Here is a 24,562-nt window from a genome sequence, read left to right as displayed (position 1 = left end):
ATCTCGTCGCCTTCCTTCACCCGCAAGGCGGTGCGCACGGCCCGGGGATCGGCTACGGAACGGCGATGGCCGATGTCGCCCGCCGCTTGGCGAGTGCCGGCTGAGCGTCGGGTCCGCCCAAGGTCATCTGGATTCGCCTGGGCGATTGCTGGCGCCAACAAGCCCGAAAGGCCCGGCCTGACACCTTTATCCGCGCGGGGTTGCCCACGACCCTGATGCGGCGTTCCTGTCACTGGCGTAGCTGCTGGCTGGTGGTTGATTCGGCGCTCGGGCGCTTCCGCGCGATGGCTGGCGCCAACAAGCCCGGAAAGCCCGGCCTGGCACCTTTATCCCGCAACGGCAGTCGCACGACCGCCGGCTTCGGCATCGTCGATGCCGGCCTCGACATCGGCATCCGCCGGGGGCTCAGGCTGCTGGTCGAGGGCCAGAACCTGGCCGACAAGCGCTATGCGTATGACGAGGGCTTTCCCGAGGCAGGCCGCAGCTGGGCGGCGACGCTCGTCTGGAACCCGGGGACCGGGTTACCGAAACCGTAACACCGGCACCATCAGCCGAAACCGTAACACCGGCACCATCAGATTGGCGGCAGGGGGCAGTGGAGCGCGGCGCAGGTGGCGCGCAGCAGCTCGGCCTCGGTGCGGGTGACCTGGCCATCGTGCACGACGGTGGCGCCGAGCGCCTCGACGATGCGCGCCTTGTCCGCGGGCGCCAGGCCGTCGAGGCAGCGCAGGGCGCGATCGAGGGCCGCGGCCCAGCCCGGTTGCGCGCGGTACGGGAGCGGGCGTGGCAGGCCGAGGCGGGCGATGCCGCGCTCGTAGGCGAGCTGCGTGGCCTGCGCGCCGTCTTGTCCCTGCGCCGCGAGCGTGGCGAAGAGGATCTGCAGCTCGGCCGTGGCACCGGCGAGGCGGATGTAGCGGCCGGTGCGGCGTGGCGCGAGTGTCTCGTCGAGGTAGACGCGCGCCAGCGTGCCCAGCGTGTATTCGAAGACGCTGATCACGCCATCGGTGCGCGCGAGGGCGCTGAGGGTGTCGAGGATCTTCCTGCGCGTGGCGACCGGCAGCCGCCGCAGGGCAGGCACGATGCGCCCGAGCAGCGCCAGGCGCCGCTCGACCGGCACGTCCCGCAGGCTGCGCATCCCGGCGTCGAGCGCGGCATCGAGATGGGTGCCGAAGGCGGCGCGGATCTTCTCCACCTGCAGTGCGCGGGCGGCGGGATCGGCGTCCAGCACCAGGGCGAACAGCAGCGCGCCGGCCTGCGCCGCCGGGTCGTCGCCGGCGAGGACCTCCCCGTGGAGCAGCGCGTGCATTTCGCGTGCGCGCTCGATGTCGGCAGCGGCCGGGTTGCCGACCCGGCCCGGCAGCGTGGCCGGGTCCAGCGCCAGCGTCTGCCGCGCCAGGAAGGCCGGATCACTGAACGAGCGGGGCATGGCGTCCTCGGCGACGACGCGCGCGATGCCGAGCGGCTGCGGCCGGACTTCCAGGCGCAGGCCGTCGGCTGCGGCGGGATCGACGCTGCCGCCTAGCGCGCGGATGCGCTCGGCCAGCGGCGGGTGCGTGGCCAGCCAGCGCGTCAGGCCGGGTGCAAACAGCATGTGGGCGACTTCCTCGGCCAGCGGATGCGCCAGGCGCGAGCTCTGCACGCTGCCGATCTTCAGCAGCGCATTGCGCAGCCCCGCCGGGTCGCGGGTGAACTGCACCGAGGCGGCATCGGCGAGGAATTCCCGCTGGCGAGACACCGCGGCCTGGATCAGCCGGCCGAAGAACACGCCGATGTAGCCGAGCGCCATGACCGCCACCCCGGCCAGGGCCAGCATGGAATCGCCCCGGCGTGCATTGCGGCTGCCCTGGGCGAAGTGGTAGGCCATGCGCCCGGCGATGGCGATGCCGAGCAGGCCGGAGAGCAGGCCGATCAGCCGGATGTTGAGCTGCATGTCGCCATTGAGGAGGTGGCTGAATTCGTGGCCGATCACGCCCTGCAGCTCGGCGCGGTCGAGATGGCGCAGCGCGCCCCGGGTGACGGCGATCGCGGCGTTGGCCGCGGTATGGCCGGCGGCGAAGGCATTGATGCCTTCCTCCTGCTCGAGCACGTAGACCGCGGGTACCGGTACGCCGGAGGCGATGGCCATCTCCTCGACGATATTTACCAGGCGCTGCTCCTGCGGGTCGCGGGTCTCGGCCTGCACGCGCAGGCCGCCGAGGCTGCGTGCCACCGCACCGCCACCGGAGCCGAGCGCCATGGTCTTGTAGAGGCTGGTGATGCCGATGATGCCGAGCACGACCAGCGTCGTGGTGAGCACCGCCTGCGGATGGGCGGTGAGCCAGCTGCCTTCCACCGTCACCGCCTGGCCGGCGTCCGCCACTGCCAGGATGGCGAGCACCACGAGGTTGACGGCCACTACCACGGCCGCGACGGCGGCGAGGAACAGGCTGACCAGCCAGCGGCTGCGCCGGCGGGCATCGGCCTGGCGGGCCCAGAAGTCCATGCCGGATGCGCGGGGCGGGCTGGACGTCAGCCGAAGCTGACCCGGGGCGCCTCGCGCTTCGCGGCGTCCTCGATCTCCAGCAGCTGCATCGGCGTGAAGTCGAAGTTGGCGGCGATGAAGTTGTTGGGAAACACTTCCCGCGTGTTGTTGTAGCCCATGACCGCGTCGTTGAAGGCCTGGCGGGCGAAGGCCACCTTGTTCTCGGTGGAGGTCAGCTCCTCCGTCAGCTGCATCATGGTCTGGTTGGCCTTGAGGTCCGGGTAGGCCTCGGCCAGCGCAAACAGGCGCCCGAGCGCGCTGCTCAGCTGGTTCTCGGCTCCGGCGAGTACCGCCATCGCCCCGGCGCTGGCGGGATTGGCCGCCGCCGCCTTCAGCCCCGAGACCGCCTGGTTGCGCGCCTGGATGACGGCCTCGAGCGTGTTGCGCTCGTGCTGCAGGTACCCCTTGGCCACCTCGACCAGGTTCGGCACCAGGTCATGGCGCCGGGTGAGCTGCACGTCGATCTGCGCAAAGGCATTCTTCGCGCCGTTGCGTGCCGTGACCAGCCGGTTGTAGATGCCGACCAGGTAGAGCACGAGGACCACGAGCAGCACGACGATGACCAGCCACATGGACATTCCTCCGGCGAACAGGACCCCGGCGGCAGTATACGTCCGGTGCTGCTGGCCGGATGTGGCGTGCTGCTCAGCCGGGATTTCTCCTGCGGGTGGCCGGACAGGGCTGCACGTATCGGTACCATGATGGTACTATATGAAAATGCCGCCGAAAGTTCGGGAACTGATCAGCAGGCTCACGGCGGCCGGGTTCGTCGACTGTGGTGGCAAGGGCAGTCATCGCAATTTCAGGCATCCCAAGGGCACCCGGATTACCGTCAGTGGCAAGCCCGGTGGTGACGCCAAGCCGTATCAGGAGAAGGCGGTTATGCAGGCATTGCGCCAGGTGTCGGAATGAAGAGGTCGGATCGCTACGTCAAGATCGTCGAGTGGTCGGAGGAAGACGGCTGTTATGTCGGCCGGTGTCCGGAATTGATGCTCGGCGGCGTTCACGGCAGGGACGAGCAGAAGGTTTTTGCCGAGCTTTGCCAGGTCATCGACGAGTGGGTGGACCGGGCCAGGGCCCAGCACGAGGAACTTCCGGAAGGAATGGCTGGAAGAAAATATTCGGGAAAGTTCAATCTGCGGCTGGGGGCCGGTTTGCACGAGCGGCTTGCACTCGCTGCCCTCAAGGAAGGAAAGAGCCTGAACAACTATGTTGCCGAAGTCCTGGAAAAGCGGCTGGCCCGCTGACCGGACTTCGCGCGGCGCATGGGCCCCTTGTGGGCCGTCGCGCCGCGCCAGCGCGCCACCCCCCGCTCAGAATGACACCGCCACCGGCGGGTAGGTGAAGGGCTCGGTCATCGCACCGTCCTTCTTCGCCACCCGGCCGCTCTTCATGACGAAGTCGACGTGGCGCAGCTGCGTGATGTCGTCCAGCGGGCTGGCCTTCACGGCCACGAGGTCGGCGACCTTGCCGATCTCGATGCTGCCGGCTTCCCTGTCGAGGCCGAAGAGCCGGGCGGTGGACAGGGTGGCGCAGTAGATCGCTTCCATCGGCGGCATGCCGAACTTCACCATCAGCTCGAACTCCTTGGCGTTGTCGCCGTGGGTGAAGGTGCCGGCATCGGTGCCGAAGGCGATGTTCACGCCGGCGGCGTAGGCGCGCTCGAAGGCCTTGTATTCGTTGCGCAGGCGCACCGATTCGGGGTTCGGCACGCGGAAGATCGGCGGCGGGTAGCTGGCCGAGAGCGTCGGCACCAGCCAGGTGCCCTTGGTCTTCATCATCCTGATGCCCTCGTCGTCGAGCAGGAAGCCGTGCTCGATGGAGTCGACCCCGGCGGCGACGGCCTGGCGGATGGCCACGGGCGAGTAGGCATGCACGGCAACCTTCATGCCGAGGATGTGCGCGGTGGAGACGATGGCCTCCATCTCGTCGGGAAACATCTCCGGTTCGGTGCCGGTGTTGCCGCTGAAGCCGCCGGTGGCGGTGAACTTGATGACGTCGGCGCCGAGCTTGTAGGCATAACGCACGGCGCGGCGGCACTCGTAGGGGCCGTCGCAGGTGCCGTCCTCGAGGCGCTTCTGCGGGTCGCCGGTGGCGTCGAGCGGCAGGCCGTCGGCGTGGCCGCCGGTGGCGGCCAGCGCGCCGCCGGAAACGAGGATGCGCGGGCCGAGCATGCGCCCGGCATTGATGGCATTGCGCACCGCGAAGACCGACTGGTCATCAGAGCCGACGTCGCGCACGGTGGTGAAGCCCGCGGCCAGCGTGCGCCGCGAGTACTCGATGGCGTTGACCGCGCGCTCGGCCCCGGTCGGCGGGTTGCGGTCACCGCGCTCGGCACGGTGGCGGCCGAAGCTGGTCTCCATGGCGAGGTGCACGTGGGCGTCCATCATGCCCGGCAGCACAAAGCGGTCGGAGAGATCGACGATCTCCACGACGGCGCCCGCGGGCGCGTCCGGGACACTGGTGAGGAAGCCCCTGGCGACGCCGGCGATGCGCTCGTTCTTCACGATCACCGTCATCTGGCTCTGCGGCTTCTGGCGCGGCACCGCGAGCAGCGTGCCGGCATGCACCAGCACGTAGTGGTCGGGCTTCGCCTGCGGACCGCCGGGGCGGCCCTGCGGCATCGCCGGCATCGCCACGAGGGACAGCGCGCAGGACAGCAGGGGCAGCAGGCCGCGCAGCCGGCGGGTGGGGGATACGCTCATGGGAAGCCCTCCTGATGATGTCGCCGGATTCTTGCAAAGTCCGGCGGCGCGGGGAATCGCCAGCCTGTGGCGGATTGTCACAGCGCGGGCAATCAGGCGCCGGCGGCTTCCAGCGAGGCGAGCAGCTCGGCCTGGTACTCCTGGGCCAGCGGCTGGATGACCGGATCGAGGTCGCCTTCGATGACATCGACCAGCCTGTAGATCGTCAGGTTGATGCGGTGGTCGGTGAGCCGCCCCTGCGGGAAGTTGTAGGTGCGGATGCGTTCGGAGCGGTCGCCGGTGCCCACCAGGCTCCTGCGCTGCGCCGCCTGCGCGTTTTGCTGCTTCTGCCGTTCCATGTCCAGCAGCCGCGCCTGCAGCAGGGCGCGGGCCCGTGCCCGGTTCTTGTGCTGCGAGCGTTCGTCCTGGCACTCGACGACGATGCCGGTCGGCAGGTGGGTGAGGCGCACCGCCGAGTCGGTCTTGTTGACGTGCTGGCCGCCCGCGCCGGAGGAGCGGTAGGTGTCCTCGCGGATGTCGGCCGGGTTGATGCGGATCTCCTCGATCTCCTCGATCTCCGGCAGCACCGCCACGGTGCAGGTCGAGGTGTGGATGCGGCCCTGGGCCTCGGTCTCGGGAACGCGCTGCACGCGGTGCGCTCCCGACTCGAATTTCAGCCGCGAGTAGGCGCCCTGGCCGACGATGCGGCTGATGATCTCCTTGAAGCCGCCCTTGTCGCTGGCGCTGGAGCTCATGATCTCGACCTTCCATCCCTCGCGCTCGGCGTAGCGTGCATACATGCGGAACAGTTCGCCGGCGAAGAGGGCGGCTTCGTCGCCGCCTGCGGCGGCGCGGATCTCCAGGTAGATGTTGCTCTGGTCGTGGGGATCCTTCGGCACCAGCTGCTGGCGGATCGCCAGCTCGAGCCCGGCCTGGCGCTCCGCCGCCGCCCTGGCTTCGTCCTCGCCGAGCGCGCGCAAGGCCGCGTCACCGTCCTGCTGCATCTCGGCGGCGGCCGTGGCATCGGCCAGCGCCTGGCACCAGCCGCCGTAGAGCTTCACGATGGGCTGCAGCTGGGCATACTCCTTCGAGAGCTCGCGGAATCGCGGCTGGTCGCCGATGACGGCCGGGTCGGCGAGCAGGGCGCCGATTTCGTCGAAGCGCCCGGCCATGTGTTCCAGCTTGTGGAGGATGCTCTTCTGCATGGGATCTTTCCGGCGCAGCGCCGGTGGAAGGCGCGCTATTATCTTCAATCTATGCAGATGCGCACCACCGGCCTGCTTCCCGCCCTGCTGCCCCTCGTCGCCCTGGCGGCCCTCGCGCCGCTGCTGCTCGGCGGCTGTGCCACCACCAGTACCACGGCGCCGCAGCCCGAGGCCGAGGTCCCCGGCGCCGGCTACCACATGCTCATGGCGGAGATCGCCGCCCAGCGCGGCATCGCGCCGGTGGCCGCGGAGGAGTATCTCAACGCCGCCGAGCGCAGCGCCGGCCCGGAGGAGAGCCAGCGCGCCGCGGAGTTCGCCTTCCGCTACGGCTTCGACAGCTATGCCCTGCGCGCCGCGCGCCGCTGGTCCGCCCTCGCGCCCGCGGATGCCTCCGCCCGGATCTACCTGGCGCGGTTGCTGGTCCGGCGCAATGACGTGGAGGGCGCGGCAACCCAGGCCGAGGCGGCACTGGGCCCGGCCGACCGGCGCAGCGATGCGGATTACCAGCTGCTCGCCGGTGAGCTCGGCGAAGAAGCCAACCTCGAGGGCGTGACCCGGGTCTGGACGCGGCTGGCGGCACGGGCGCCGCCGCTGCCGGCGCTGCAGACGGCCCTGGCCGCTGCGGCGCTGCGGTCGCGGGACATCGACCTCGCCCTGTACTCGGCCCGCGCCGCCATCGATCCGGACATCGCCTGGCCGACCGATGCCGGGGCCCAGCTCGTCATCGGCCGCGCGCTGCTGGCCCGTGGCGACACCGATGCCGCCCTCGCTCAGGCCAGGGAGCAGCTGGCGACACGCCCGGGCGTGGACAGCGAGCTCGAGTACGCGGGCCTGCTGGCGTCGGCGGGACGCAACGACGAGGCGCTGGCCGCGCTGACCGGGATCGAGTCGCGCTACGGCGACCAGCCGGCGCTGCGTCGCCTGCACGGGCTCGTCAGCCTGGAGACCGATGACTTCAAGGAGGCCTGGGAGCAGTTCAGCGGCCTGGTGTCCAACGACGAGTACGGCGACGAGAGCTATTTCCACCTGGCCGAAATCGCGCTGCACCAGGAGCAGCTGGATACCGCCATCCAGATGCTCGCGCGCATCGACGGCGGCCCCTACCTGCTGCTCTCGCGCGACACGCTGGCGCGGATCGCAGTGGCGCGTGGCGACGTGGCGGGCGCCCTGCAATTGCTCGATGCCCTGGCGCAACGCCATCCCGAGCTGGCTTTCCCGGCTGCGCGTCGCCGCGCGACCATCCTGCAGAAGCAGGGCAAGCTGGCGCAGGCGCGCGCGGAACTCGATGGCATCCTGCGCTACCAGCCCGATGACGCCGAGCTGCGCCTGGCGCGCGGTACGCTGCTCGAGCAGATGGGCGAGACGAAGCCGGCGCTGGCCGACATGGCGGCTGCCGCGGCGCTGTTCCCCGACAGCGCCATGGCCCTGAACGCCTATGGCTACACCCTGCTCAACCACGGCGGCCGCACGGCCGATGCCTACCGGCTGATCCGCCGCGCCCTGGAACGGCAGCCGGGGGACCCCGCCATCCTCGACAGCTATGGCTGGGTGCTGTACCGGCAGGGCAAGCCCGTGGACGCACGCAGCGTCCTGGATCTGGCCTATTCGCGCCTGCCCGATCCCGAGGTGGCGGCACATCTCGGCGAGGTGATGTGGAAGCAGGGCGAGCATGATGCCGCACGCAGGCTGTGGGATGAGGCCCTGCAGGCCGCGCCGGACAACAAGACCCTGCGCGATACCATGCAGCGCTTCGCCGACTAGCCCATGCATCCCCGCGCGCTGGCGGCGCCGCCCCGTGGACTGTGGCCGGCCCTGGCGTGGGTCGCGCTCGCGGCGCTCGCCACGCTCGGCGGCTGCACCACCCTCTCTCCGGTTGCCGGGACGGCGGTCGACTGGGCGGCGCGTGATGCCCACGTCGCGGCGCTGGCCGACTGGCAGGCGCGCGGGCGCATCGCCATCAAGTCGGAAGGCGCTGGCGGCCAGGGTGACCTGTCCTGGCGCCAGGCCGGTGCCGACGCGCGCATCCGTGTCAGCGGACCCTTCGGCGCCGGCGCCTGGGAAATCCGCTGGGACCCGCAGGGGGTGGTCGTCACCAGCCGCAATGGCCAATCCCGCCAGGAGTGGCGTGGCCCCGAAGCGGCCGAGGCCTTTCTCGGCGAGCAACTCGGCTGGCCGTTCCCCGCCTCCAGCACGCGCTGGTGGCTGCTCGGCCTGGCGGATCCCGCCCTGCCGGCGAGCCGCGAGTTCTCGCCGCGGGGCGAACTCGTCCGACTCGAGCAGGGCGGCTGGACCGTCAGCTACCAGCGCTACGAGGACGCGGCCGGCATCGAGATGCCGGCGAGGCTGACGCTGGAGGGCGCGCATGCCCGGTTGCGGGTGGTGATCGACCGCTGGTGCCTCGATGCCGATTGCCTCGGTGACGCACCCGCGGCGGCGGATTAGCCTGTCGCCGCGGCTGGTTTGACAGCCCCGGAGGGCGCCCCGACAATACGCGCGCCTGTTGCGCGGGGAACTTCCCCACCATCGAATGGGGTGTAGCCAAGCGGTAAGGCAGCGGGTTTTGATCCCGCCATTCGCAGGTTCGAATCCTGCCACCCCAGCCACATCGATCACTGGCGTCGTCCGAGGCATCGCGTGAACGCTGAGAGCCGCAACCTGCTGCCGAACATGGCCATCATCGCGGGCAACTCCAACCCGGGGCTGGCGCAGCGCATGGCCCGGCACCTGATGCAGCCGCTCGCCAAGGCCCACGTCGGCCGCTTCTCCGACGGCGAGATCAACGTCGAGATCCTCGACAACATCCGCGGCCGCGACGTCTACATCGTGCAATCGACCTGCCCGCCGGTGAACGACAACCTCATGGAACTGCTGGTGGTGGCCGATGCCTGCCGGCGCGCCTCGGCGGCACGCATCACCGCGGTGATGCCCTACATGGGCTACTCGCGCCAGGACCGCCGCACCCGCGCCGCGCGGGTGCCGATCACGGCGCGGCTGGTGGCGGGCATGGTGGCGGAGGCGGGCATCCACCGCGTGCTGACGGTGGACCTGCACGCCGACCAGATCCAGGGCTTTTTCTCGCAGCCCGTGGACAACGTGTATTCCTCGCCGGTGCTGCTGGGCGACCTGTGGCGGCAGAAGTACAACGACCTGGTGGTGGTGTCGCCGGACGTGGGTGGCGTGGTGCGCGCGCGGGCCTTCGCCAAGCGCATCGACAATGCGGACCTGGCGATCATCGACAAGCGGCGCCCGCAGCCGAACGTCTCGGAGGTGATGAACATCATCGGCGAGGTGGCGGGCAAGACCTGCGTGCTGATCGACGACATGGTGGATACGGCGGGCACGCTCTGCCAGGCGGCGAAGGCCCTGAAGGATCATGGCGCCACCCGGGTGCTGGCCTACGTGACGCACCCGATCCTCTCGGGGAAGGCGGTGGAGCGCATCAGCGCCTCGGTGCTCGACGAGCTGGTGGTGACCGACACCATCCCGCTGGGCCCGGCGGCAGCGGCCTGCTCGCGCATCCGCCAGCTCGGCGTCGCCGAGCTGCTCGGGGAAACCGTGCGGCGCATCTGCCTCGACGAGTCGGTGAGCTCCCTCTACGTCGACTGACGGTCTACGGTTCGCTTGGCCCGCGAGCCCCGCGTGGGCCGGGTGACGGGGAGCTCCGGCGGGGACGCTCGCTGCGGGCATCCTGCCCTTCGCTCGCTCTTTGTTCCGCTGCGCTCCGCATCCTGCTCCGCTGGTTCCACAAGCCCCGCCGGACCTCCCCGCCACCCGCCCTGTCCGCATCGGCGTGAATTCCCGCCGCCAATGGCGACGCAGCGCGCATCTCCGCCGGCATGACGGTCGGGGGCAGCCGGGGGGAGGCCCCGAGCGGCTTGGAGGGCGAGCGACGCAGGGACAGCGAAAGCGAGCCCGACATGCAGCGGAGCCGCACAGGGATGTGCGGCGTAGCGGTAGCGAGCGGGCCTCCCCCCGGCTGCCCCTCGCGGCAGCCATTCCTGTCTCTGTCCAAGCCCAAGCCCAAAGGCCCAGCTCCGGGACATTGGCCGCAGCACCCAAGTCTGGGCTATGATGCCGCCCCCTTCGGGGGGTGCCCGGGCCGGTCGCAGGCCGGGGCGCCGACGAAACCGGAAATCCCAACAGGAGCAACCACATGGCCAAGCGATTCTCACTCGCTGCGGAGCCCCGGGAAGGTGCAGGGAAAGGTGCGAGCCGCCGCCTGCGTCGGACCGGCAAGGTTCCCGGCATCCTCTACGGTGGCGGCCAGCAGCCGGCGCCCGTGATGATGGACAACAACGAGCTGCTGCGTAACGCCGAACAGGAAGCGTTCTTCTCCAGCATCCTCGACGTCAACCTCGGCGGCGAGCATCTCCAGGCGATCGTCAAGGGCATCCAGGTGCATCCCGCGCGGCGCGCCATCGTGCACCTCGACCTGCAGCGCGTCCTCGCCACCGAGAAGATCCGCATGACGATCCCGCTGCACTTCCTCAACCAGGCCAGCGCCAGGGGCGTGAAGGAAGGCGGCGGCGTGATCCAGCACCTCATGACCGAGGTGGAGATCTCCTGCCTGCCGAAGCACCTGCCCGAGTTCCTGACGCTCGACGTCGCCGAGCTGGATCTCAACAAGAACCTGCACCTCTCCGACATCCTGCTGCCCGAGGGCGTGGAGATCCTCGCCCTTGCCGCCGGCGTGGAGAACGACCGTCCCGTCGTCTCCATCCACACCGTGCGCGAGGAAGTCGAGGAGGCGGCTGCGGCCACGGCCGAGGGCGCGGTGGCCGAAGGCGCCGCGGCACCGGCCGAAGGTGGCGCTGCCGCGGCTCCTGGCGCGGCGGCCAAGCCTGGGGCGGCTCCCGCCAAGGCTGCGGCTCCGGCAGCCAAGGAAGCCAAGGGCAAGGAAAAGAAGTAAGCGAGTCGGTGCCGGCGTCTTCGCGGACGCCGGCACCGTCGCGTGCCGTGCCAGCCGCGCCCCCGCGCGGCTTTTCTTTTCATGGCGGCCGCGACAGACTCGGCGGCATTCACCGGAGCCCGCATGAGCACCGACCCGCTGCCCACCGTCATCTTCGGCCTCGGCAACCCCGGGCCGAAGCACGCCGGCGACCGGCACAACGCCGGCTTCTGGTTCGTCGACCGGCTGGCCGCAGCCTGCGGCGGCAGTTTCCGCGAGGAACCCCGGTTCTCGGGCAGCGTCTGCCAGGTAAATTGCGCCGGCCATCCGCTGCGGCTGGTGAAACCCGGCACCTTCATGAACCGCAGCGGCCAGTGCGTGCGCCGCGTGATGGACTACTACCAGATCCCGCCCGCCGCGGTGCTGGTGGTGCACGACGAGGTCGACCTGCCACCGGGCACCGCCCGGCTGAAGGCCGGCGGCGGCCACGGCGGCAACAATGGCCTGCGCGACATCATCGCCCACTGCGGTGCGGATTTCCTGCGCCTGCGCCTGGGTGTCGGCCACCCCGGCCACAAGGATGAAGTCGCCGACTACGTGCTGCACGCCCCCGGGCGCGACGAGCGCGCGCTGATCGAGGATGCCATGACGGAAGCGCAGCGCGCCCTGGAAACCTGGCTGGCGCAGGGCTTCCAGCGTGCCGTCACCTGGCTTCACACGGCGACACCCCGCGATGCCGGCCTCGGGCCCGCAGGCTAGCGCCATGGCGCGCCGCGCGACAGCGACACGGATACGCGCGGCTGGTGCCGGCATGCGGTCGGTCCTTGCCGCGGTGGTCGCGCTGCTGGTCATGGCGGGCGCGGTGCCGGAGGCGGCCCGGGCAGCGGCGGCCGGCAACGATGCGCTGAGCCCCGCCGCGGCGACCTTCGTGCTCGGCAATGTCCAGTTCCTGCTGGCCCACGAGCTGGCGCACCTGGTCATCGGTGAACTGCAGGTGCCGGTGCTCGGTCCCGAAGAGAACGCCGCCGACTACCTGGCTGCCGCCGCCCTGATCCGCGCCGGGCAGCGTGACCCGGCGCGCAATGCCCGCAACGGCGAGTACCTGCTGGCCGCCGCCGATGCGCAGCGCCGGGCCTGGAGCCGCGGCACGGAACTCGGCGCGCCGGTTCCCTACTGGGACACCCACGCGCTGACCATCCAGCGCTTCTACCAGATCGCCTGCCTGCTCTACGGCGCCGATCCGGCCACCTACGCGGGCCTTCCCGAACACATCGGCATGCCGCCGGCGCGTGCGGCCGGTTGTGGCAGCGAGTTCGCCCGCGCCAGCCGCGGCATCGACTGGCTCGTTGCCAGCTACGGCCGCAAGCCGGGAGAGCCGGCGGGCGCGGCGCTGGAGATCCGCTATGAACCGGTACCTACGCTCACCACCGGACGCATCGTCGACGCGCTGCGCCGTGCGGAGCTGGCCGAAGGGCTGGTGGCGCGCGTGCAGGAACTGTTCCGCCTGCCGGCGGCGGCGACGGTGGTGTTCCGCCGCTGCGGTCGCGCCGAAGCCGCCTGGCAGCCGCAGCAGCGCGAGCTCGTGGTCTGCCACGAGCTGCTCGATGCGCTCTACCGCATGGCGCCGCGCCCGGGCGCCGGCTAGAAGGTGTAGCCGAGGCTGGTGACGATGCCGTAGTCGTTCTTTTCGCCTTCTGCCGGTGGGTCGCTGTCGTAGGAATCGTACAGGCTCAGTTCGACGAACAGGTCGGTGATCAGCTCCTGCCGCCAGGAGAAGCTGAGGTCGGAGCGCACGCGGCCGCTCTCCGTGAGGCTCGGGTAGATGGTGAGGCCTGTCGTCAGGGTGGTCTTCGGCGTGTCGTAGGTGAAGAATTCGAAGTCGGTGTTGAGGAAGACCTCGATGTTGCTCTCGTTGCTTTCCTCGCCGGCGCGCTGCTCGTTGATCGCGTCGAGGCCGCCGGTCAGCGACCACAGCGAGCGCCCGCTCTGCACCAGGAAGCGGCCCATGCCGGCGCCGGCCAGGGCGCGCATGTCGATGCCGAGCTCATCGTTGCGGTCGATGCCGCCCAGCCCGGCCCAGTACCAGCGATCTTCCAGCAGGCCCTTGTAAACGGCGCTGAAGCTGGCGCGCAGGCTGTCCTCGACGTCGTCCTGCGAGCGGGAGTAGACGGAGCCGGCGAAGTTGAGCAGGAAGTCCTCGGCGCGCCGGCGGGCGTCGAAGCTGGCGGTGATCGAGGTGTCATGGTTGGCCTTGGTGGTGTCGAAGCCCACGCTGATCGAGCCATCCCAGCGCTTGATGATGACCTCGTCGAGCTTGAGGGGGTCGAGCCAGATCACGGCAGCCATGTCGACGGCATGGCGTTCGCCATCATGGTCCAGCAGCAGTTGCCGCTCCCCGGGGTTGGCCACCAGCGTGCCATCCACGCGCGTGCCGTCTTCCAGCTCGGCGACATAAAGTTCCTTGCTGGTCACGCGCGCGATGTCCTTCCACTCGATTTCGATCGTGCCCATGCTGTCGGTGCTGACCTTGAGCCGGCCTCGCTGCAATTGCTTGATCTCGCAGGTGACGCGGTCGCCGTTGAGCAGTTCCACTATGTCGGTCTTGTCGGCGAGCGCCGCGCCGCTGGCCAGCAGCAGGGCGAGAGCCAATGGAGCCTGGCGGGAGGAGATGGGGTAACACATGGCAGGCGGTCTCCGGGCTTGCAAGGCGATGTCCGCGCGGCCGGGGCGCGGCGCGCTGTGCTAAGTTAGCCGTGGCCCCGGAGGAGGACAATACATGACGGACAGCAAGCACCCGGCCTGGAAGCGCCATCTCGACGGCATCGGCGAAGAGCTGTTGCGCCTGTCGGTCGCCTGCCAGCTCACCCTGCGCGAGCCCGGTGTCATCGACCGCATCCTGCAGGGTGACGAGAGCGTCTGCGGGACGAAGAATCCCATCGGCTTTCGCAAGCTGCGCAGCCTGCTCCAGGCCACCTACAGCTCGGTCAACAAGGCAGCCGAGCGGATCGGCACCGCTGAAGTGAAGACCATCACCGATGGCATCATCGCGCGCATCGACGAGTTGCAGGCGCGCGGCGGCAGGGGTCCATGAGGCAGGGCCAGCTCAGGCGCATCGCGCGCTTCGTCGAGCCCTACCGCATCACCCGCGGCAAGGGGTTCCGCCTCGGGGACATGGATCCCGCCGATACCGCCGGACTGAAGTCCGCGGACAAGGACGAGGCGAAGGAGATGCTGGAGCGGGGCGTGCAGTGGCTGGCCGAGCAGCAGGACATGCTCTACGCGCAGGACCACTGGGCGCTGCTGCTGGTGTTCCAGGCCATGGATGCGGCGGGCAAGGACGGCACCATCAAGCACGTCACCTCCGGCATCAATCCCCAGGGCTGCAACGTCACTTCCTTCAAGGTGCCGTCCAGCGAGGAGCTGGACCACGACTACCTCTGGCGCTACATGCGCCACGTTCCGGCCCGCGGGCAGATCGGCATCTTCAACCGCTCCTACTACGAGGAGGTGCTGGTGGTGAGGGTCCACCAGCAGCTGCTGCAGCGGCAGAAGCTGCACCCCTCGCTGGTGACGAAGAAGATCTGGAAGCAGCGCTACGAGGACATCGCCGGCTACGAGCGCTACCTGGTGCGCAACGGCATCCTGGTGCTGAAGTTCTTCCTGCACGTGTCGAAGGCCGAGCAGAAGCGCCGTTTCATGGAGCGGCTGGACAATCCGGCCAAGAACTGGAAATTTTCCGCCGGCGACGTGGCGGAGCGAGCCCACTGGAGCGCGTACCAGGAGGCCTACGAGGACGCCATCCGCCACACGGCCTCGAAGCACGCGCCCTGGTACGTGATCCCGGCGGACAACAAGTGGTTCACGCGCCTCGCGGTGGCGGCGGCGGTGGTCGATGCCATGGCCGGCCTCAGGCTGCACTACCCGGTGGTGACGGCCGGCGCACGCAGGCAGCTGCTGGCCGCGAAGGCCAGCCTCGCGCGCGAGTAGGGCGGCCGTCAGCTGCCGGCGGCGAAGCCGCCGCCGAGCGCCAGGTGCAGGTTGACCCGCTGCACCAGCTCCTCGCTCTGCACCCGCAGCAGCGCGCTGCGCGCGCTGAAAAGCCGCAGCTGCTGCTGGTCCACCGCCCGCAGGTCGTCGGCACCGACGCGGTAGCGCACCTCGGCCAGGTCCAGCGCGCGGCGGTTCTCGGCCACCGCCTGCTCCAGCAGCGGCTTGCGGTTGCCTAGGGCGAATCCCGCCGACAGGGCTTTCTCGACATCGGCGAAGGCGTTGGCACCGGCGCGCCCGTACTCCGCCACGGCCTGCTTTTGCTCCGCGGTGCGCACCGCGACCTGGGCCTGCAGCGCGCCGCCGAGGTAGAGCGGCACCACGGCGCGCCCGCCGAAACCCCACACCGGGTCGTCACGCTCCTTGAGCACGACCAGGTCGCTGGACAGGCTGGAAAAACTGCCGGTCAGCGAAATGCTCGGCAATCGCGCGGCCTTGGCTTCCTGCACGCGGAAAAAGGCTGCCGCCACGCGCCGCTCCGCCGCCACCACGTCGGGCCGGCGTTCGAGCAGATCCGAAGGCAGGCCTGCCGGCACCGGGCCCGGCAGCGACGGCAGCGCTGCCGCCACCTCCAGCTCCGTGCCCGGATAGCGGCCGACGAGGGTTTCCAGTGCCTGCACCGACTGGCGGAAGGAGAGGTCGATCTGCTCGGCGGCATCGCGATAGGTGGCCAGCGAGGCCTCGGCGACCGAGACATCGTAGTCGTTGCCGATGCCGATCCGCAGCCGGTCGCGTGCCAGCGCGGCGAGCTGGCCGGCGGCGCCGGTCATCTCGTCGGCCAGCGCCTTCTGCTGCCGTGCCTCGATGGCGAGGAACCAGGCCCGTGCCACCATCGCCGCCAGCGACTGGCGCGCGTAGGCCTCCGACAGCTGCGCCGAGAGCAGCTGCTCCCGCGCCGCCTCGCGGCCGGCGCGCACGCGGCCCCAGAGGTCCAGCTCCCAGGAGGCGAACACGCCGCCGAAGTCCAGGGTGCCGCTGCTGGTGTTCTTGCCGGAGATGTTGCCGATGGCGGAAACCTGGGGGTACAGCGCGGCGCCGGCCGCCTCGACGTAGGCCGAGGCCTGCTCGACGCGCGCCGCGGCGACCTGCAGGTCGGGGTTGTGGGCGATGGCCTCGGCAACCAGTGCGTCGAGCCGCGGATCGCCGAATCTCGCCAGCCAGCCGTCTTCCACGGCCAGGGAGGATGCACCGCGCGACTGCCAGGCCCCCGGCGTCGCGGTGCCGGGCAGGGCCTGCCGCTGCACCTCGGCGCGCTCCGGTGGTTTCTTCAGGGCGCAGCCGGCCGTGATCGTCACGGCAGCCAGCGCCAGCAGCAGCGCCCGGGTCTTCATCGTCTCAGTGCAGCTTGAGGATGAGGTAGTTGGTATACGAACCGACCCGCAGGATGACCTTGCGGATGATGTGCACGGCCTCGAAGTGTTCGGTGTAGATGGCCGCCGAGCCCACGGCCCCGGCGGCCAGGAACAGCTCGCGGTCCCGCGGTTCGATGTCGAGCTTCACGGCGAAGCGGCCGGGCGGCAGCGGTGCCGGGCCGGTGGTCGGCAGCGTGCCCGATACCGCCAGCTGGCCCTGCCCCTGGGCCCATACGATGGACTCCACTTTTGCCTTGATGATGCGTCCCGGATAAGTCGGCAGCGCGATCTCGGCCTCGTCGCCCGGCTGCACCTGGAACAGCTCGTTCTGCTGGTACAGCGCGATCACCTGATACTCGTCCTCGACGAAGCTCATGGCCGGCGCGAAGGGCATGCCCACCACGAAGGACCCCGGCCGCAGCTGCACGTTGATGGCGGTGCCATTGGCGGGGGCGACCATCACCGTCTGCGACAGCTCCCATTTCGCCTTCGCCAGGTTGGCCTTGATGGTGGCCACCGAGGCCAGGTCGCCGTCCACCACGGCGGCGAGCTGCGCCTGGGCCCGCGCCTCGTTGGCGACCGCCGAGGCCAGCTGGCCCTCGAGGTTGGCGAGATCCGCCTCGGCCTTCTCCAGGTCGAAGCGGTTGCCGGCGCCGGTGGCGGTGAGCTCCTGGTGCTGCTTCACCCGCAGCCGCGTCAGGCCGATCTGCGAGCGGATGGCCGCCGTGTTGCCCTTGGCCACCTTGAGCTGCTCGCGCAATTCGTTCGCCGAGCCTTCCGACTGCGCCAGCTGCGCTTCCAGCGCCTTGACGTCCAGCTGGTAGGGCGTGGGGTCGATGCGGAACAGCACGTCGCCCTTCTTCATCGGGTGGTTGCCCTCGGCGGGCACCTCGATGACCCGGCCGCGCACCTGCGGGATCACCTGCACGACGTACTTGATGACCCGCACGTCGGCCGATGAAGGGGCGTTGGCATTGAGCAGCAGGATCAGCACCGCCAGGCCGACGATGGGGATGATGACCACCGTCACCTGGGTGGTGGGCGTCCAGGGGATCCACTTCAGCTTGATGCAGAACAGCCAGACGAAGAAGCTGTAGATGGCGAGCAGCAGGACTTCCATGTCAGGTCTGCTCCCCCTTGGGCGGCGCCGGCACGGGCAGCCGCGATTCGAGGTCGGCCAGCCGGCTGCGCAGGTCGATCAGCTCCTCCGGTACCCTGCCGCGGGCCGTCAGGTTGTCGATCTCGCGGCGCAACCGGCTGACATCGCCGACGAGTTCACCCGCCTCCGCGCCGTCCTGCCCGGCCAGGTGCCGGTAGTAGTCGTCGTGGCGGTCCCGGCCGTAGGCCAGCTTGTGGAGCACCGGCTTCGTGTAGGCGAGGATCCAGGCGAAGGGCCAGAGCATGCCGCCGAACACCAGCGACAGCAGGCACAGCACCTTGATGGCATCCTTCTGCGGGTGCTCGCGCTTCTCCGCGACCTTCTCCGGCAGGATATGCACCAGCCAGAAGACCGTCACCGCGATGATGGGCACGATGATGATCACCACCACGGCGATGACGTCGGCCGCCTGGTCGAGCGCTTCGCCGGAGAGGAATGACGCCCGGGCGGCGCCGCTCGCCAGGCCCAGCGCGGCTGCGGCTGCCAGTCGCGAGGCGCGATGCGTGCTCATCCCCGGCATCCGGTCACTTGCGCGGTTCCATGAAGACGGGGATCGCAGCCGCGACGGCGGCCAGGCCCAGCAAGGCCATCATGCCGAAGCGGCTGTCGGTGTAGGCGCTGAATGCGCCGATGGCCAGCGCGACCATGGCAAATGCGGTCAGGAGTCGGGTGAGCATGGGCAGGTCTCCGGTTGGTCGGCATAGCCTGCCACCGCGAATGCTGCAACGTCCACTGGAGATTCTTCAGCGCAGGGCCAGGCCCATGGCGGCATCGAGCAGCAGCTGGCGCCGCTCGGTGGCCGGGCCCGATGGCAGCACGGCGCTGCCTTTCCCGTGGGTGATCCAGGCACCGAGGACCAGGGTGAGGACGCAATAGCCCCGGCGTTGCCGCTCGCGGGCGTCCAGCGTGGGCCTGAGTTCGCCGATGACCGCCGCGTAGTTCGCCACCAGCCAGCGGTCCCGCGTCTGCCGGCGCTGCGGCTGGCGCAGCCAGTAGGCCGAGGCCTCCAGCCAGAACGCCGTGTCCACGGACTCCATGTACTCCAGGTGCCAGCCGATGCAGCGCTCCAGCCGCTCGCGCGGGGACAGGTCCTTGCGCTTGAGGAAGCCGCCGACCTGTTCCTGCAGCCATTCGGTGGCGCTGGTGAAGAAATCGCTCAGCAGTTCTTCCCGGGTGGCGAAATAGTGGCGTAACGCCGCCTGGGTCAGTCCGGCCCGGCCGGCGATCTGCTCGAGCGAGGTGTCGCGCAGGCCGACCTCGGCGACGGTGGCCACGGTCGCACGGAATATGGTGCGCCGCGCGCGACATCCCTTGGGCGTGCGCCCGACGCCGGCAAACCTGTCTTCGATGGAGCCCAGCATGCGATCGTCCGGCATCGGTGCCTCCCCCCGGGGATGCATGTTCATGACGGCGCGCGGAGCCGTCAAGAAAAAACCACTTGTCTGGAGGTTTTTTGCAGCGCAAGTTAGCCACGCTGCCTGCGGCGGCCGGGCATTCGCTGTTGCTGCCCGTGAGCCGCCGGTGTCTTGCCCGTCATCCCGCATGGAGACCCACATGAGCCTGAAACAATTCCGTCGGCGTGCTGGCGGTATCGGCCTCGGCGTGCTGCTGGCGCTGGCTGCCATGCCTGCTTGCGCGGCGGACAACGAGAAGTCCTTCGAGGTCTACGGCTTCGCCCAGCTCGATTACATCCAGGACTTCGGCCGCGTGGATCCTGACTGGGAAGACGCCCTGCGACCCTCGCGCATTCCCACCGACAAGGACGCGTTCGGCGACGACGGCCAGGCCTCCTTCAGCGTCAAGCAGACCCGCCTGGGCGTGAAGGCGAGCGTGCCCACCTCCGGGGGGCCGATCAACACCCGGTTCGAGTTCGACATGTTCGGCGTCGGCGAGGATGCCGGCAAGACGACGATCCGGCTGCGGCACGCCTATGGCGAGTTCGGCCAGTTCCTCGCCGGCCAGACGCATTCGCTGTTCATGGACATCGACATCTTCCCCAACACCATCGACTACTGGGGCCCGGCCGGCATGGTGTTCCTGCGCACGCCGCAGATCCGCTGGACGCCCATCGCCAACGAGCGAAGCAGCCTCGCCGTGGCCCTGGAGAACCCGAGCAACGACATCGACCCGGGCCAGTACCGCGAGGCGGCGGACTTCCCGGGCGTCCAGGGCGACCAGGAGTACCCCGACCTGACCGTCCAGTACCGCATGAAGGGTGACTGGGGCCATGTGCAGCTGGCCGGCATCCTGCGCTGGATCGGCGCCGAGGTCATCGGCGACAAGGACCCGGGACCGGCCGAGGACCTGGGCGTCATCTACGATGACCACGACACCGGCTGGGGCATCGACCTGACGAGCGTCATCAACGTGCTGGAGCGTGATGCCATCCGTGCCGGCATCGTCTTCGGCGACGGCATCGCCAGCTACATGAACGACGGCGGCATGGATGCCGGGCCCGACCGCGGCCTGGTCGCCGGCCAGCTTCCCGGCGGCACGCAGATCGAAGCGGTGCAGCTGACGGGCCTCTCTCTGTACTACGACCACTGGTGGAACGACCGCTTCAGCAGCTCCGCCGGCTACTCCTACACCGAGGTGGACAACACCGCCGGCCAGACCGCGGACACCTTCGAGAAGGGTTCCTATGCGTCCGCGAACCTGCTCTATTACCCGGTGGAGAACGTCATGGTCGGGGCGGAGCTGCTGTGGGGCCAGCGCGAGGACTTCGGCGGTGCCGACAACGACGACACGCGCATACAGGTCAGCTTCAAGTACAACTTCGGCACGAAGCTCTGAGCTGGAGCACCACCGCAAGGGAGCAACGCAGGTGAAAACAGCAACAACGATCATGGCGGCGCTGGGCCTGGTGACGCTCGGTTGTGCCAGCGTCAATGCCGCCGATCCGTCCCCGAAGCAGCTGCAGCGGGTCGTGGACGCCGCCCACGCGAAGTACAAGGATCTCCGCGAAGGCAATAACGCCGACTACATCCCCATCCTGACGAAGACACCCAGCGAGCTTTTCGGCGTCGTCATCGCCACCAGGGACGGCAAGCTCTACGCCGCCGGTGACGTCGACTACAAGTTCTCCATCCAGTCGGTCTCCAAGCCGTTCACCGCCGCTCTGGTCATGACCCAGCAGGGCCCGCAGGTGCTCGACGAGAAGATCGGCGTCGAGCCGACCGGCCTGCCGTTCAATTCGCGCCTGGCCATCGAGCTCTACAAGGACAAGCGTTCGGTGAATCCCCTGGTGAACGCCGGCGCCATCGCCGCGGTGAGCCTGGTGCAGGCTTCCTCCGAAGCCGATCGCTGGAACAGGATCCTCGGCAACATCAGCGACTTCGCCGGAACGCCGCTCACGGTGCTGGAGGACGTGTACGAATCCGAGTACACGACCGCCTTCGGCAACCGGGCCATTGCCAACCTGCTGTTCAACTACGGGCGCCTCTACAGCGATCCGGAAGAGGCCATGCGGGTGTACACGCGGCAGTGCTCGATCGGGGTCAGCGCCCGGGACCTGGCGATGATGGGCGCCACGCTGGCGAACCTTGGCGTCAACCCGCAGACAAAGAAGCGCGTCATGAAGTCCGAGGATGTGCCGGAGCTGCTGGCGATCATGGCCACGGCGGGCTTCTACGACGAGTCAGGCGAGTGGATGTACACGGCCGGCCTGCCGGCCAAGACCGGCGTCGGTGGCGGCATCGTCGCGGTGGTGCCGGGTCGCATGGCGATCGCCGCCTTCTCGCCCCGGCTCAACGCCGCGGGGAACAGCGTGCGCTCGCTGCATGCCATCCGCGATATCGCCGGCGAACTGGGCGTGGGTGTGTTTGGCCCGAACCCGAACTGAGCGTCCGTGCCCGGGGTGCGGCAGCGGTTGCGCACCCTCGAGGCCGTAACGAACGACAACGCCGGGCAGCGGCGGGATGCAAGGCCGATGAACACTCCGCAAGGCACGCATGGTGCCCCGGCATTCCAGCAGGGCTTCTCGATCCCCGACCTGCGGCATGACCACTGGGCCCGTCTGGCCGTGGTGGCCAGGGCCTGGGCGGCAGCCGCGCGGCGCGGCGAAGCCGCCGGGCAGCTGGTGACCGATGTCAGGGCAGCGCTGGCCACCGTGGCCGAACTCGATGAATTCTGCGCTTTCCCCGGGCCGCGGCTGCACCGCGCGCTGACCGACAGCCTGGCAGGCGACGAGGCCGGAACCTTCGCGGCGCTGGCTCAGCGGCTCAATGCCGCGCTGTCGTCGGGCTCTTTCCGCCACGAGGCCGCTTCCTGGGACCCGGAAGCTGAGCCGGACACCGGGCTGGGTGACTACCTGCCCCCGGCGGCGGAGGCGGACGAGAGGCGACGACCCTACTTCGAAGTGCTGAGCGTGAGCGCCACGGACCCGGCGCAATACGAGGAGATGCGCCGGGAGATCCGCCGCCTGCGGCGGGTCGACGACCCGTTCACGTACGAGCTGGTGCAGGCCGGCTCCTTCGAGGACGCGATCGTCGCGGTGCTGGTCAATCCGGAGCTGCAGGCAATCGTCATCGGCGATGGCTTTGCCTTCCGCTCGAGGCGCGACTGGCCCGAGCTGCGTGACCTGCTCGACCGCGCCATGCCGTTCGATGCCGCGGCCGTGGACCTGCGTGATTACGGGCTGAAGCTCGCCAGGGTGCTGAAGACGCTGCGCCCGGAGCTGGACCTGTACCTGCTCACCGAGCGCGGTGCAGAGACACTGGCGGGGCGTCCCGAGGCCGGATGCCTGCGGCGGATCTTCTACGGCGTGGAGGAGCTGATGGAGCTGCATCTCTCCATCCTCGACGGTGTCGGCGATCGTTACGAGACGCCTTACTTCGACAACCTCAAGCGCTACAGCCAGAAGCCGGTGGGCACCTTCCACGCCCTGCCCGTGGCCCGCGGCAAGTCCGTGTTCCGCTCCCACTGGATCCGCGACATGGGCCACTTCTACGGCATCAACCTGTTCCTGGCGGAGTCCTCGGCCACCACCGGCGGGCTCGACAGCCTGCTGGAGCCCACCGGCAACATCAAGCGCGCCCAGGAGATGGCGGCCCGGGCCTTTGGCGCGCGCCGCGCCTATTTCGTCACCAACGGCACCTCGACCTCCAACAAGATCGTGCTGCAGGCCCTGCTGGCGCCGGGCGACATCGTCCTCATCGACCGCAACTGCCACAAGTCGCATCACTACGGCATGGTGCTCTCCGGCGCCCAGCCGCTGTACCTCGAGGCCTACCCGATGACGGCCTACTCGATGTACGGTGCGGTGCCCCTGCGTTCGATCAAGAAGGCGCTGCTCGACCTCAAGGCGGAGGGCAAGCTCGACCGGGCACGGCTGGTGGATCTCACCAACTGCACCTTCGACGGGCACATGTACAACCCGCTGCGGGTGATGGAAGAATGCCTGGCGATCAAGCCGGACCTGGTGTTCCTCTGGGACGAAGCCTGGTTCGGCTTTGCCCGCTTCTCGCCCTTCCATCGCCTGCGTACCGCCATGCACGCCGCGGCGGCCCTGAAGGAGCGGCTGCAGAGCCCCGCCTACCGCGAGGAGTACGCCGCCTTCCGCGCGCAGGCCGGCGACCTCGACCCGGCCGACCCGCGGCTCCTCGACATGCGCCTGCTGCCGGACCCGGACAAGGCCCGGGTTCGCGCCTACGGGACGCAATCCACGCACAAGTCCATGTCCGCGCTGCGCCAGGGTTCCATGATCCTGGTGCACGACGAGGATTTCGCCGACATCGAGGGCGCGTTCGAGGAGGCTTTCTTCACCCATACCTCGACCTCGCCGAACCTGCAGATCATCGCCTCGCTGGACGTGGCGCGCCGGCAGATGGAGCTGGAGGGCTACGAGCTGGTGATCCGTGCCACGGACCTGGCGCTGCGCCTGCGCCGCGAGGTCAACACCCACCCGCTGATTTCCAGGTACTTCCGTATCCTCACGCCGGCGGAAATGGTGCCGGCGCAATACCGGGAATCGGGCATCGAGGACTACGAGGCTGGTCGCGGCAGCCGCGCGCGCCTCCTCGATGCCTGGACGCGTGACGAGTTTGCCCTGGACCCGACGCGGCTCACGCTGGTTTGCGGGACGGCCGGCTACGATGGCACGGCGTTCAAGGGGCTGCTGGCCGAGCGCTACGACATCCAGATCAACAAGACCTCGCGCAACAGCATCCTCGTCCAGACCAATATCAACAACACCCGCAGCGACGTCGCCCACCTCGTCAAGGTGCTGGGGGACATCGCCAGGGAGATCGACGACCGGCTGCGCCAGGGCGGCGAGGCTGCCCGCAGCGGATTCGCGACACGGGTGAAGGCCCTCATGGAGGACGTGCCGGAGCTGCCGAACTTCAGCCGCTTCCAGGGCGCGTTCCGCGAGGATCCGAAGAGCGCCACCGCCGAGGGCCACATGCGCGAGGCGTTCTTCATGGCATACCGCATGGAGAACTGCGAGCACCTGCCCATCGACTCGAAGGACATGGAGCAGCGGCTGAAGAAGGGACCCGAACTGGTGGCCGCCGATTTCGTCATTCCCTACCCGCCGGGATTTCCCATCATGGTGCCGGGCCAGGTGATCACCCCGGACACCATCGAGTTCATGCGCAAGCTCGACGTCAAGGAGATCCACGGCTACCACGCGGCCCGGGGACTGCGCCTGCTGAAGACCGGCGCCCTGCCGGGCCGACGCAGGAAGGCCTGAGCCAGGGAGCTGCCG

At 69.3% G+C, this 24,562-nt stretch carries 24 protein-coding genes and 1 tRNA gene; 15 read left to right on the top strand and 10 right to left on the bottom strand.

Annotated elements, in window-relative coordinates; translation table 11 throughout:
* Window positions 1-251 precede the first annotated feature (251 nt).
* Window positions 252-536, top strand: coding sequence for a TonB-dependent receptor (locus HRU81_09880; protein QOJ32388.1), 285 nt, complete (start codon window positions 252-254; stop codon window positions 534-536).
* Window positions 537-574: 38 nt separating this feature from the next.
* Here the strand turns inward: HRU81_09880 and HRU81_09875 are convergent, their stop codons facing one another.
* Together HRU81_09875 and HRU81_09870 are read right to left on the bottom strand one after the other, a co-directional pair.
* Window positions 575-2,482 carry a M48 family metalloprotease gene (locus HRU81_09875; GenBank protein ID QOJ32387.1) on the bottom strand — a complete coding sequence of 636 codons (1,908 nt, stop codon included), beginning with the start codon at window positions 2,480-2,482 and terminating at the stop codon, window positions 575-577.
* A 26-nt stretch (window positions 2,483-2,508) separates the two neighbouring features.
* Entirely contained in the window at window positions 2,509-3,093 is a 585-nt protein-coding gene (locus HRU81_09870) for a LemA family protein (GenBank protein QOJ32386.1), read from the bottom strand.
* 145 nt (window positions 3,094-3,238) lie between these two features.
* Between HRU81_09870 and HRU81_09865 the strand changes: the two genes are divergently transcribed.
* Window positions 3,239-3,433: a type II toxin-antitoxin system HicA family toxin gene (locus HRU81_09865; protein QOJ33363.1), complete on the top strand. Its 195-nt coding sequence runs from the start codon at window positions 3,239-3,241 to the stop codon at window positions 3,431-3,433.
* Window positions 3,430-3,768 (top strand): type II toxin-antitoxin system HicB family antitoxin, encoded by a 339-nt coding sequence (locus HRU81_09860; protein QOJ32385.1) that lies wholly within the window; start codon window positions 3,430-3,432, stop codon window positions 3,766-3,768. Before HRU81_09865 ends, HRU81_09860 begins: the two co-directional genes overlap by 4 nt.
* Before the next feature lie 66 nt (window positions 3,769-3,834).
* Here HRU81_09860 and HRU81_09855 read toward each other — a convergent pair whose 3' ends face one another.
* Window positions 3,835-5,226, bottom strand: coding sequence for an amidohydrolase family protein (locus tag HRU81_09855; GenBank protein QOJ32384.1), 1,392 nt, complete (start codon window positions 5,224-5,226; stop codon window positions 3,835-3,837).
* Window positions 5,227-5,318: 92 nt separating this feature from the next.
* Complete coding sequence (gene prfA, locus HRU81_09850) at window positions 5,319-6,410, bottom strand: peptide chain release factor 1 (protein QOJ32383.1); 1,092 nt, start codon at window positions 6,408-6,410, stop codon at window positions 5,319-5,321.
* 57 nt (window positions 6,411-6,467) lie between these two features.
* On the opposite strand from prfA, the gene HRU81_09845 reads away from it, so the two are divergent.
* From HRU81_09845 to HRU81_09815, 7 genes are all read left to right on the top strand, one after another.
* Window positions 6,468-8,171: a tetratricopeptide repeat protein gene (locus HRU81_09845; protein ID QOJ32382.1), complete on the top strand. Its 1,704-nt coding sequence runs from the start codon at window positions 6,468-6,470 to the stop codon at window positions 8,169-8,171.
* Window positions 8,172-8,174: 3 nt separating this feature from the next.
* Window positions 8,175-8,852, top strand: coding sequence for an outer membrane lipoprotein LolB (lolB, locus tag HRU81_09840; protein QOJ32381.1), 678 nt, complete (start codon window positions 8,175-8,177; stop codon window positions 8,850-8,852).
* An 86-nt stretch (window positions 8,853-8,938) separates the two neighbouring features.
* Window positions 8,939-9,013, top strand: a tRNA-Gln gene (locus HRU81_09835).
* A 55-nt stretch (window positions 9,014-9,068) separates the two neighbouring features.
* Complete coding sequence (locus HRU81_09830) at window positions 9,069-10,016, top strand: ribose-phosphate pyrophosphokinase (protein QOJ33362.1); 948 nt, start codon at window positions 9,069-9,071, stop codon at window positions 10,014-10,016.
* Window positions 10,017-10,563: 547 nt separating this feature from the next.
* Window positions 10,564-11,319 carry a 50S ribosomal protein L25/general stress protein Ctc gene (locus HRU81_09825; GenBank protein QOJ32380.1) on the top strand — a complete coding sequence of 252 codons (756 nt, stop codon included), beginning with the start codon at window positions 10,564-10,566 and terminating at the stop codon, window positions 11,317-11,319.
* A 123-nt stretch (window positions 11,320-11,442) separates the two neighbouring features.
* Window positions 11,443-12,057, top strand: a complete 615-nt coding sequence (pth, locus tag HRU81_09820; protein QOJ32379.1) for an aminoacyl-tRNA hydrolase — start codon at window positions 11,443-11,445, stop codon at window positions 12,055-12,057.
* 52 nt (window positions 12,058-12,109) lie between these two features.
* Window positions 12,110-12,943, top strand: a complete 834-nt coding sequence (locus HRU81_09815; GenBank protein QOJ32378.1) for a hypothetical protein — start codon at window positions 12,110-12,112, stop codon at window positions 12,941-12,943.
* Here HRU81_09815 and HRU81_09810 read toward each other — a convergent pair.
* Complete coding sequence (locus HRU81_09810) at window positions 12,940-13,980, bottom strand: DUF481 domain-containing protein (protein ID QOJ32377.1); 1,041 nt, start codon at window positions 13,978-13,980, stop codon at window positions 12,940-12,942. The two genes, HRU81_09815 and HRU81_09810, sit on opposite strands and share 4 nt — an antisense overlap.
* 94 nt (window positions 13,981-14,074) lie before the next feature.
* Between HRU81_09810 and HRU81_09805 the strand changes: the two genes are divergently transcribed.
* Together HRU81_09805 and HRU81_09800 are read left to right on the top strand one after the other, a co-directional pair.
* Window positions 14,075-14,389, top strand: a complete 315-nt coding sequence (locus HRU81_09805) for a hypothetical protein (protein ID QOJ32376.1) — start codon at window positions 14,075-14,077, stop codon at window positions 14,387-14,389.
* A complete protein-coding gene (locus HRU81_09800; protein ID QOJ32375.1) occupies window positions 14,386-15,285 on the top strand; it encodes a polyphosphate kinase 2 family protein in 900 nt (299 codons plus the stop codon). The genes HRU81_09805 and HRU81_09800 overlap by 4 nt, the downstream gene beginning before the upstream one ends.
* 8 nt (window positions 15,286-15,293) lie before the next feature.
* Here the strand turns inward: HRU81_09800 and HRU81_09795 are convergent, their stop codons facing one another.
* From HRU81_09795 to HRU81_09775, 5 genes are all read right to left on the bottom strand, one after another.
* Window positions 15,294-16,676 carry an efflux transporter outer membrane subunit gene (locus HRU81_09795; protein QOJ32374.1) on the bottom strand — a complete coding sequence of 461 codons (1,383 nt, stop codon included), beginning with the start codon at window positions 16,674-16,676 and terminating at the stop codon, window positions 15,294-15,296.
* Window positions 16,677-16,680: 4 nt separating this feature from the next.
* Complete coding sequence (locus tag HRU81_09790; GenBank protein ID QOJ32373.1) at window positions 16,681-17,817, bottom strand: HlyD family secretion protein; 1,137 nt, start codon at window positions 17,815-17,817, stop codon at window positions 16,681-16,683.
* Window position 17,818: 1 nt separating this feature from the next.
* A complete protein-coding gene (locus HRU81_09785; protein QOJ32372.1) occupies window positions 17,819-18,367 on the bottom strand; it encodes a DUF3302 domain-containing protein in 549 nt (182 codons plus the stop codon).
* Window positions 18,368-18,380: 13 nt separating this feature from the next.
* Entirely contained in the window at window positions 18,381-18,533 is a 153-nt protein-coding gene (locus tag HRU81_09780) for a hypothetical protein (protein ID QOJ32371.1), read from the bottom strand.
* Window positions 18,534-18,599: 66 nt separating this feature from the next.
* Entirely contained in the window at window positions 18,600-19,232 is a 633-nt protein-coding gene (locus HRU81_09775) for a TetR family transcriptional regulator (protein QOJ32370.1), read from the bottom strand.
* 178 nt (window positions 19,233-19,410) lie between these two features.
* Between HRU81_09775 and HRU81_09770 the strand changes: the two genes are divergently transcribed.
* The 3 genes from HRU81_09770 (at window position 19,411) to HRU81_09760 (ending at window position 24,547) form a co-directional block, all read left to right on the top strand.
* Window positions 19,411-20,649: a hypothetical protein gene (locus HRU81_09770; protein QOJ32369.1), complete on the top strand. Its 1,239-nt coding sequence runs from the start codon at window positions 19,411-19,413 to the stop codon at window positions 20,647-20,649.
* 52 nt (window positions 20,650-20,701) lie between these two features.
* A complete protein-coding gene (gene glsA / locus HRU81_09765; GenBank protein QOJ33361.1) occupies window positions 20,702-21,697 on the top strand; it encodes a glutaminase A in 996 nt (331 codons plus the stop codon).
* Window positions 21,698-21,784: 87 nt separating this feature from the next.
* Entirely contained in the window at window positions 21,785-24,547 is a 2,763-nt protein-coding gene (locus tag HRU81_09760) for a decarboxylase (GenBank protein ID QOJ32368.1), read from the top strand.
* Window positions 24,548-24,562: the final 15 nt, after the last annotated feature.

This window comes from Gammaproteobacteria bacterium (assembly GCA_015709695.1).
Taxonomy (GTDB): Bacteria; Pseudomonadota; Gammaproteobacteria; order Steroidobacterales.
Note: the sequence above shows the minus strand (reverse complement) of the source record. Positions and strands in the feature narration are given on the sequence as shown.

Bases quoted from the DNA above. Each gene is read 5' to 3' on its own strand.
- HRU81_09860 (QOJ32385.1), top strand. From the start codon at position 3,430: ATGAAGAGGTCGGATCGCTACGTCAAGATCGTCGAGTGGTCGGAGGAA.
- HRU81_09810 (QOJ32377.1), bottom strand. From the start codon at position 13,980: ATGTGTTACCCCATCTCCTCCCGCCAGGCTCCATTGGCTCTCGCCCTG.
- lolB (QOJ32381.1), top strand. From the start codon at position 8,175: ATGCATCCCCGCGCGCTGGCGGCGCCGCCCCGTGGACTGTGGCCGGCC.
- HRU81_09790 (QOJ32373.1), bottom strand. From the start codon at position 17,817: ATGGAAGTCCTGCTGCTCGCCATCTACAGCTTCTTCGTCTGGCTGTTC.
- HRU81_09875 (QOJ32387.1), bottom strand. From the start codon at position 2,482: ATGGACTTCTGGGCCCGCCAGGCCGATGCCCGCCGGCGCAGCCGCTGG.
- pth (QOJ32379.1), top strand. From the start codon at position 11,443: ATGAGCACCGACCCGCTGCCCACCGTCATCTTCGGCCTCGGCAACCCC.
- HRU81_09785 (QOJ32372.1), bottom strand. From the start codon at position 18,367: ATGAGCACGCATCGCGCCTCGCGACTGGCAGCCGCAGCCGCGCTGGGC.
- HRU81_09825 (QOJ32380.1), top strand. From the start codon at position 10,564: ATGGCCAAGCGATTCTCACTCGCTGCGGAGCCCCGGGAAGGTGCAGGG.
- glsA (QOJ33361.1), top strand. From the start codon at position 20,702: ATGGCGGCGCTGGGCCTGGTGACGCTCGGTTGTGCCAGCGTCAATGCC.
- HRU81_09795 (QOJ32374.1), bottom strand. From the start codon at position 16,676: ATGAAGACCCGGGCGCTGCTGCTGGCGCTGGCTGCCGTGACGATCACG.
- HRU81_09780 (QOJ32371.1), bottom strand. From the start codon at position 18,533: ATGCTCACCCGACTCCTGACCGCATTTGCCATGGTCGCGCTGGCCATC.
- HRU81_09775 (QOJ32370.1), bottom strand. From the start codon at position 19,232: ATGCCGGACGATCGCATGCTGGGCTCCATCGAAGACAGGTTTGCCGGC.
- prfA (QOJ32383.1), bottom strand. From the start codon at position 6,410: ATGCAGAAGAGCATCCTCCACAAGCTGGAACACATGGCCGGGCGCTTC.
- HRU81_09865 (QOJ33363.1), top strand. From the start codon at position 3,239: ATGCCGCCGAAAGTTCGGGAACTGATCAGCAGGCTCACGGCGGCCGGG.
- HRU81_09770 (QOJ32369.1), top strand. From the start codon at position 19,411: ATGAGCCTGAAACAATTCCGTCGGCGTGCTGGCGGTATCGGCCTCGGC.
- HRU81_09760 (QOJ32368.1), top strand. From the start codon at position 21,785: ATGAACACTCCGCAAGGCACGCATGGTGCCCCGGCATTCCAGCAGGGC.
- HRU81_09870 (QOJ32386.1), bottom strand. From the start codon at position 3,093: ATGTGGCTGGTCATCGTCGTGCTGCTCGTGGTCCTCGTGCTCTACCTG.
- HRU81_09845 (QOJ32382.1), top strand. From the start codon at position 6,468: ATGCGCACCACCGGCCTGCTTCCCGCCCTGCTGCCCCTCGTCGCCCTG.
- HRU81_09805 (QOJ32376.1), top strand. From the start codon at position 14,075: ATGACGGACAGCAAGCACCCGGCCTGGAAGCGCCATCTCGACGGCATC.
- HRU81_09800 (QOJ32375.1), top strand. From the start codon at position 14,386: ATGAGGCAGGGCCAGCTCAGGCGCATCGCGCGCTTCGTCGAGCCCTAC.
- HRU81_09855 (QOJ32384.1), bottom strand. From the start codon at position 5,226: ATGAGCGTATCCCCCACCCGCCGGCTGCGCGGCCTGCTGCCCCTGCTG.
- HRU81_09815 (QOJ32378.1), top strand. From the start codon at position 12,110: ATGCGGTCGGTCCTTGCCGCGGTGGTCGCGCTGCTGGTCATGGCGGGC.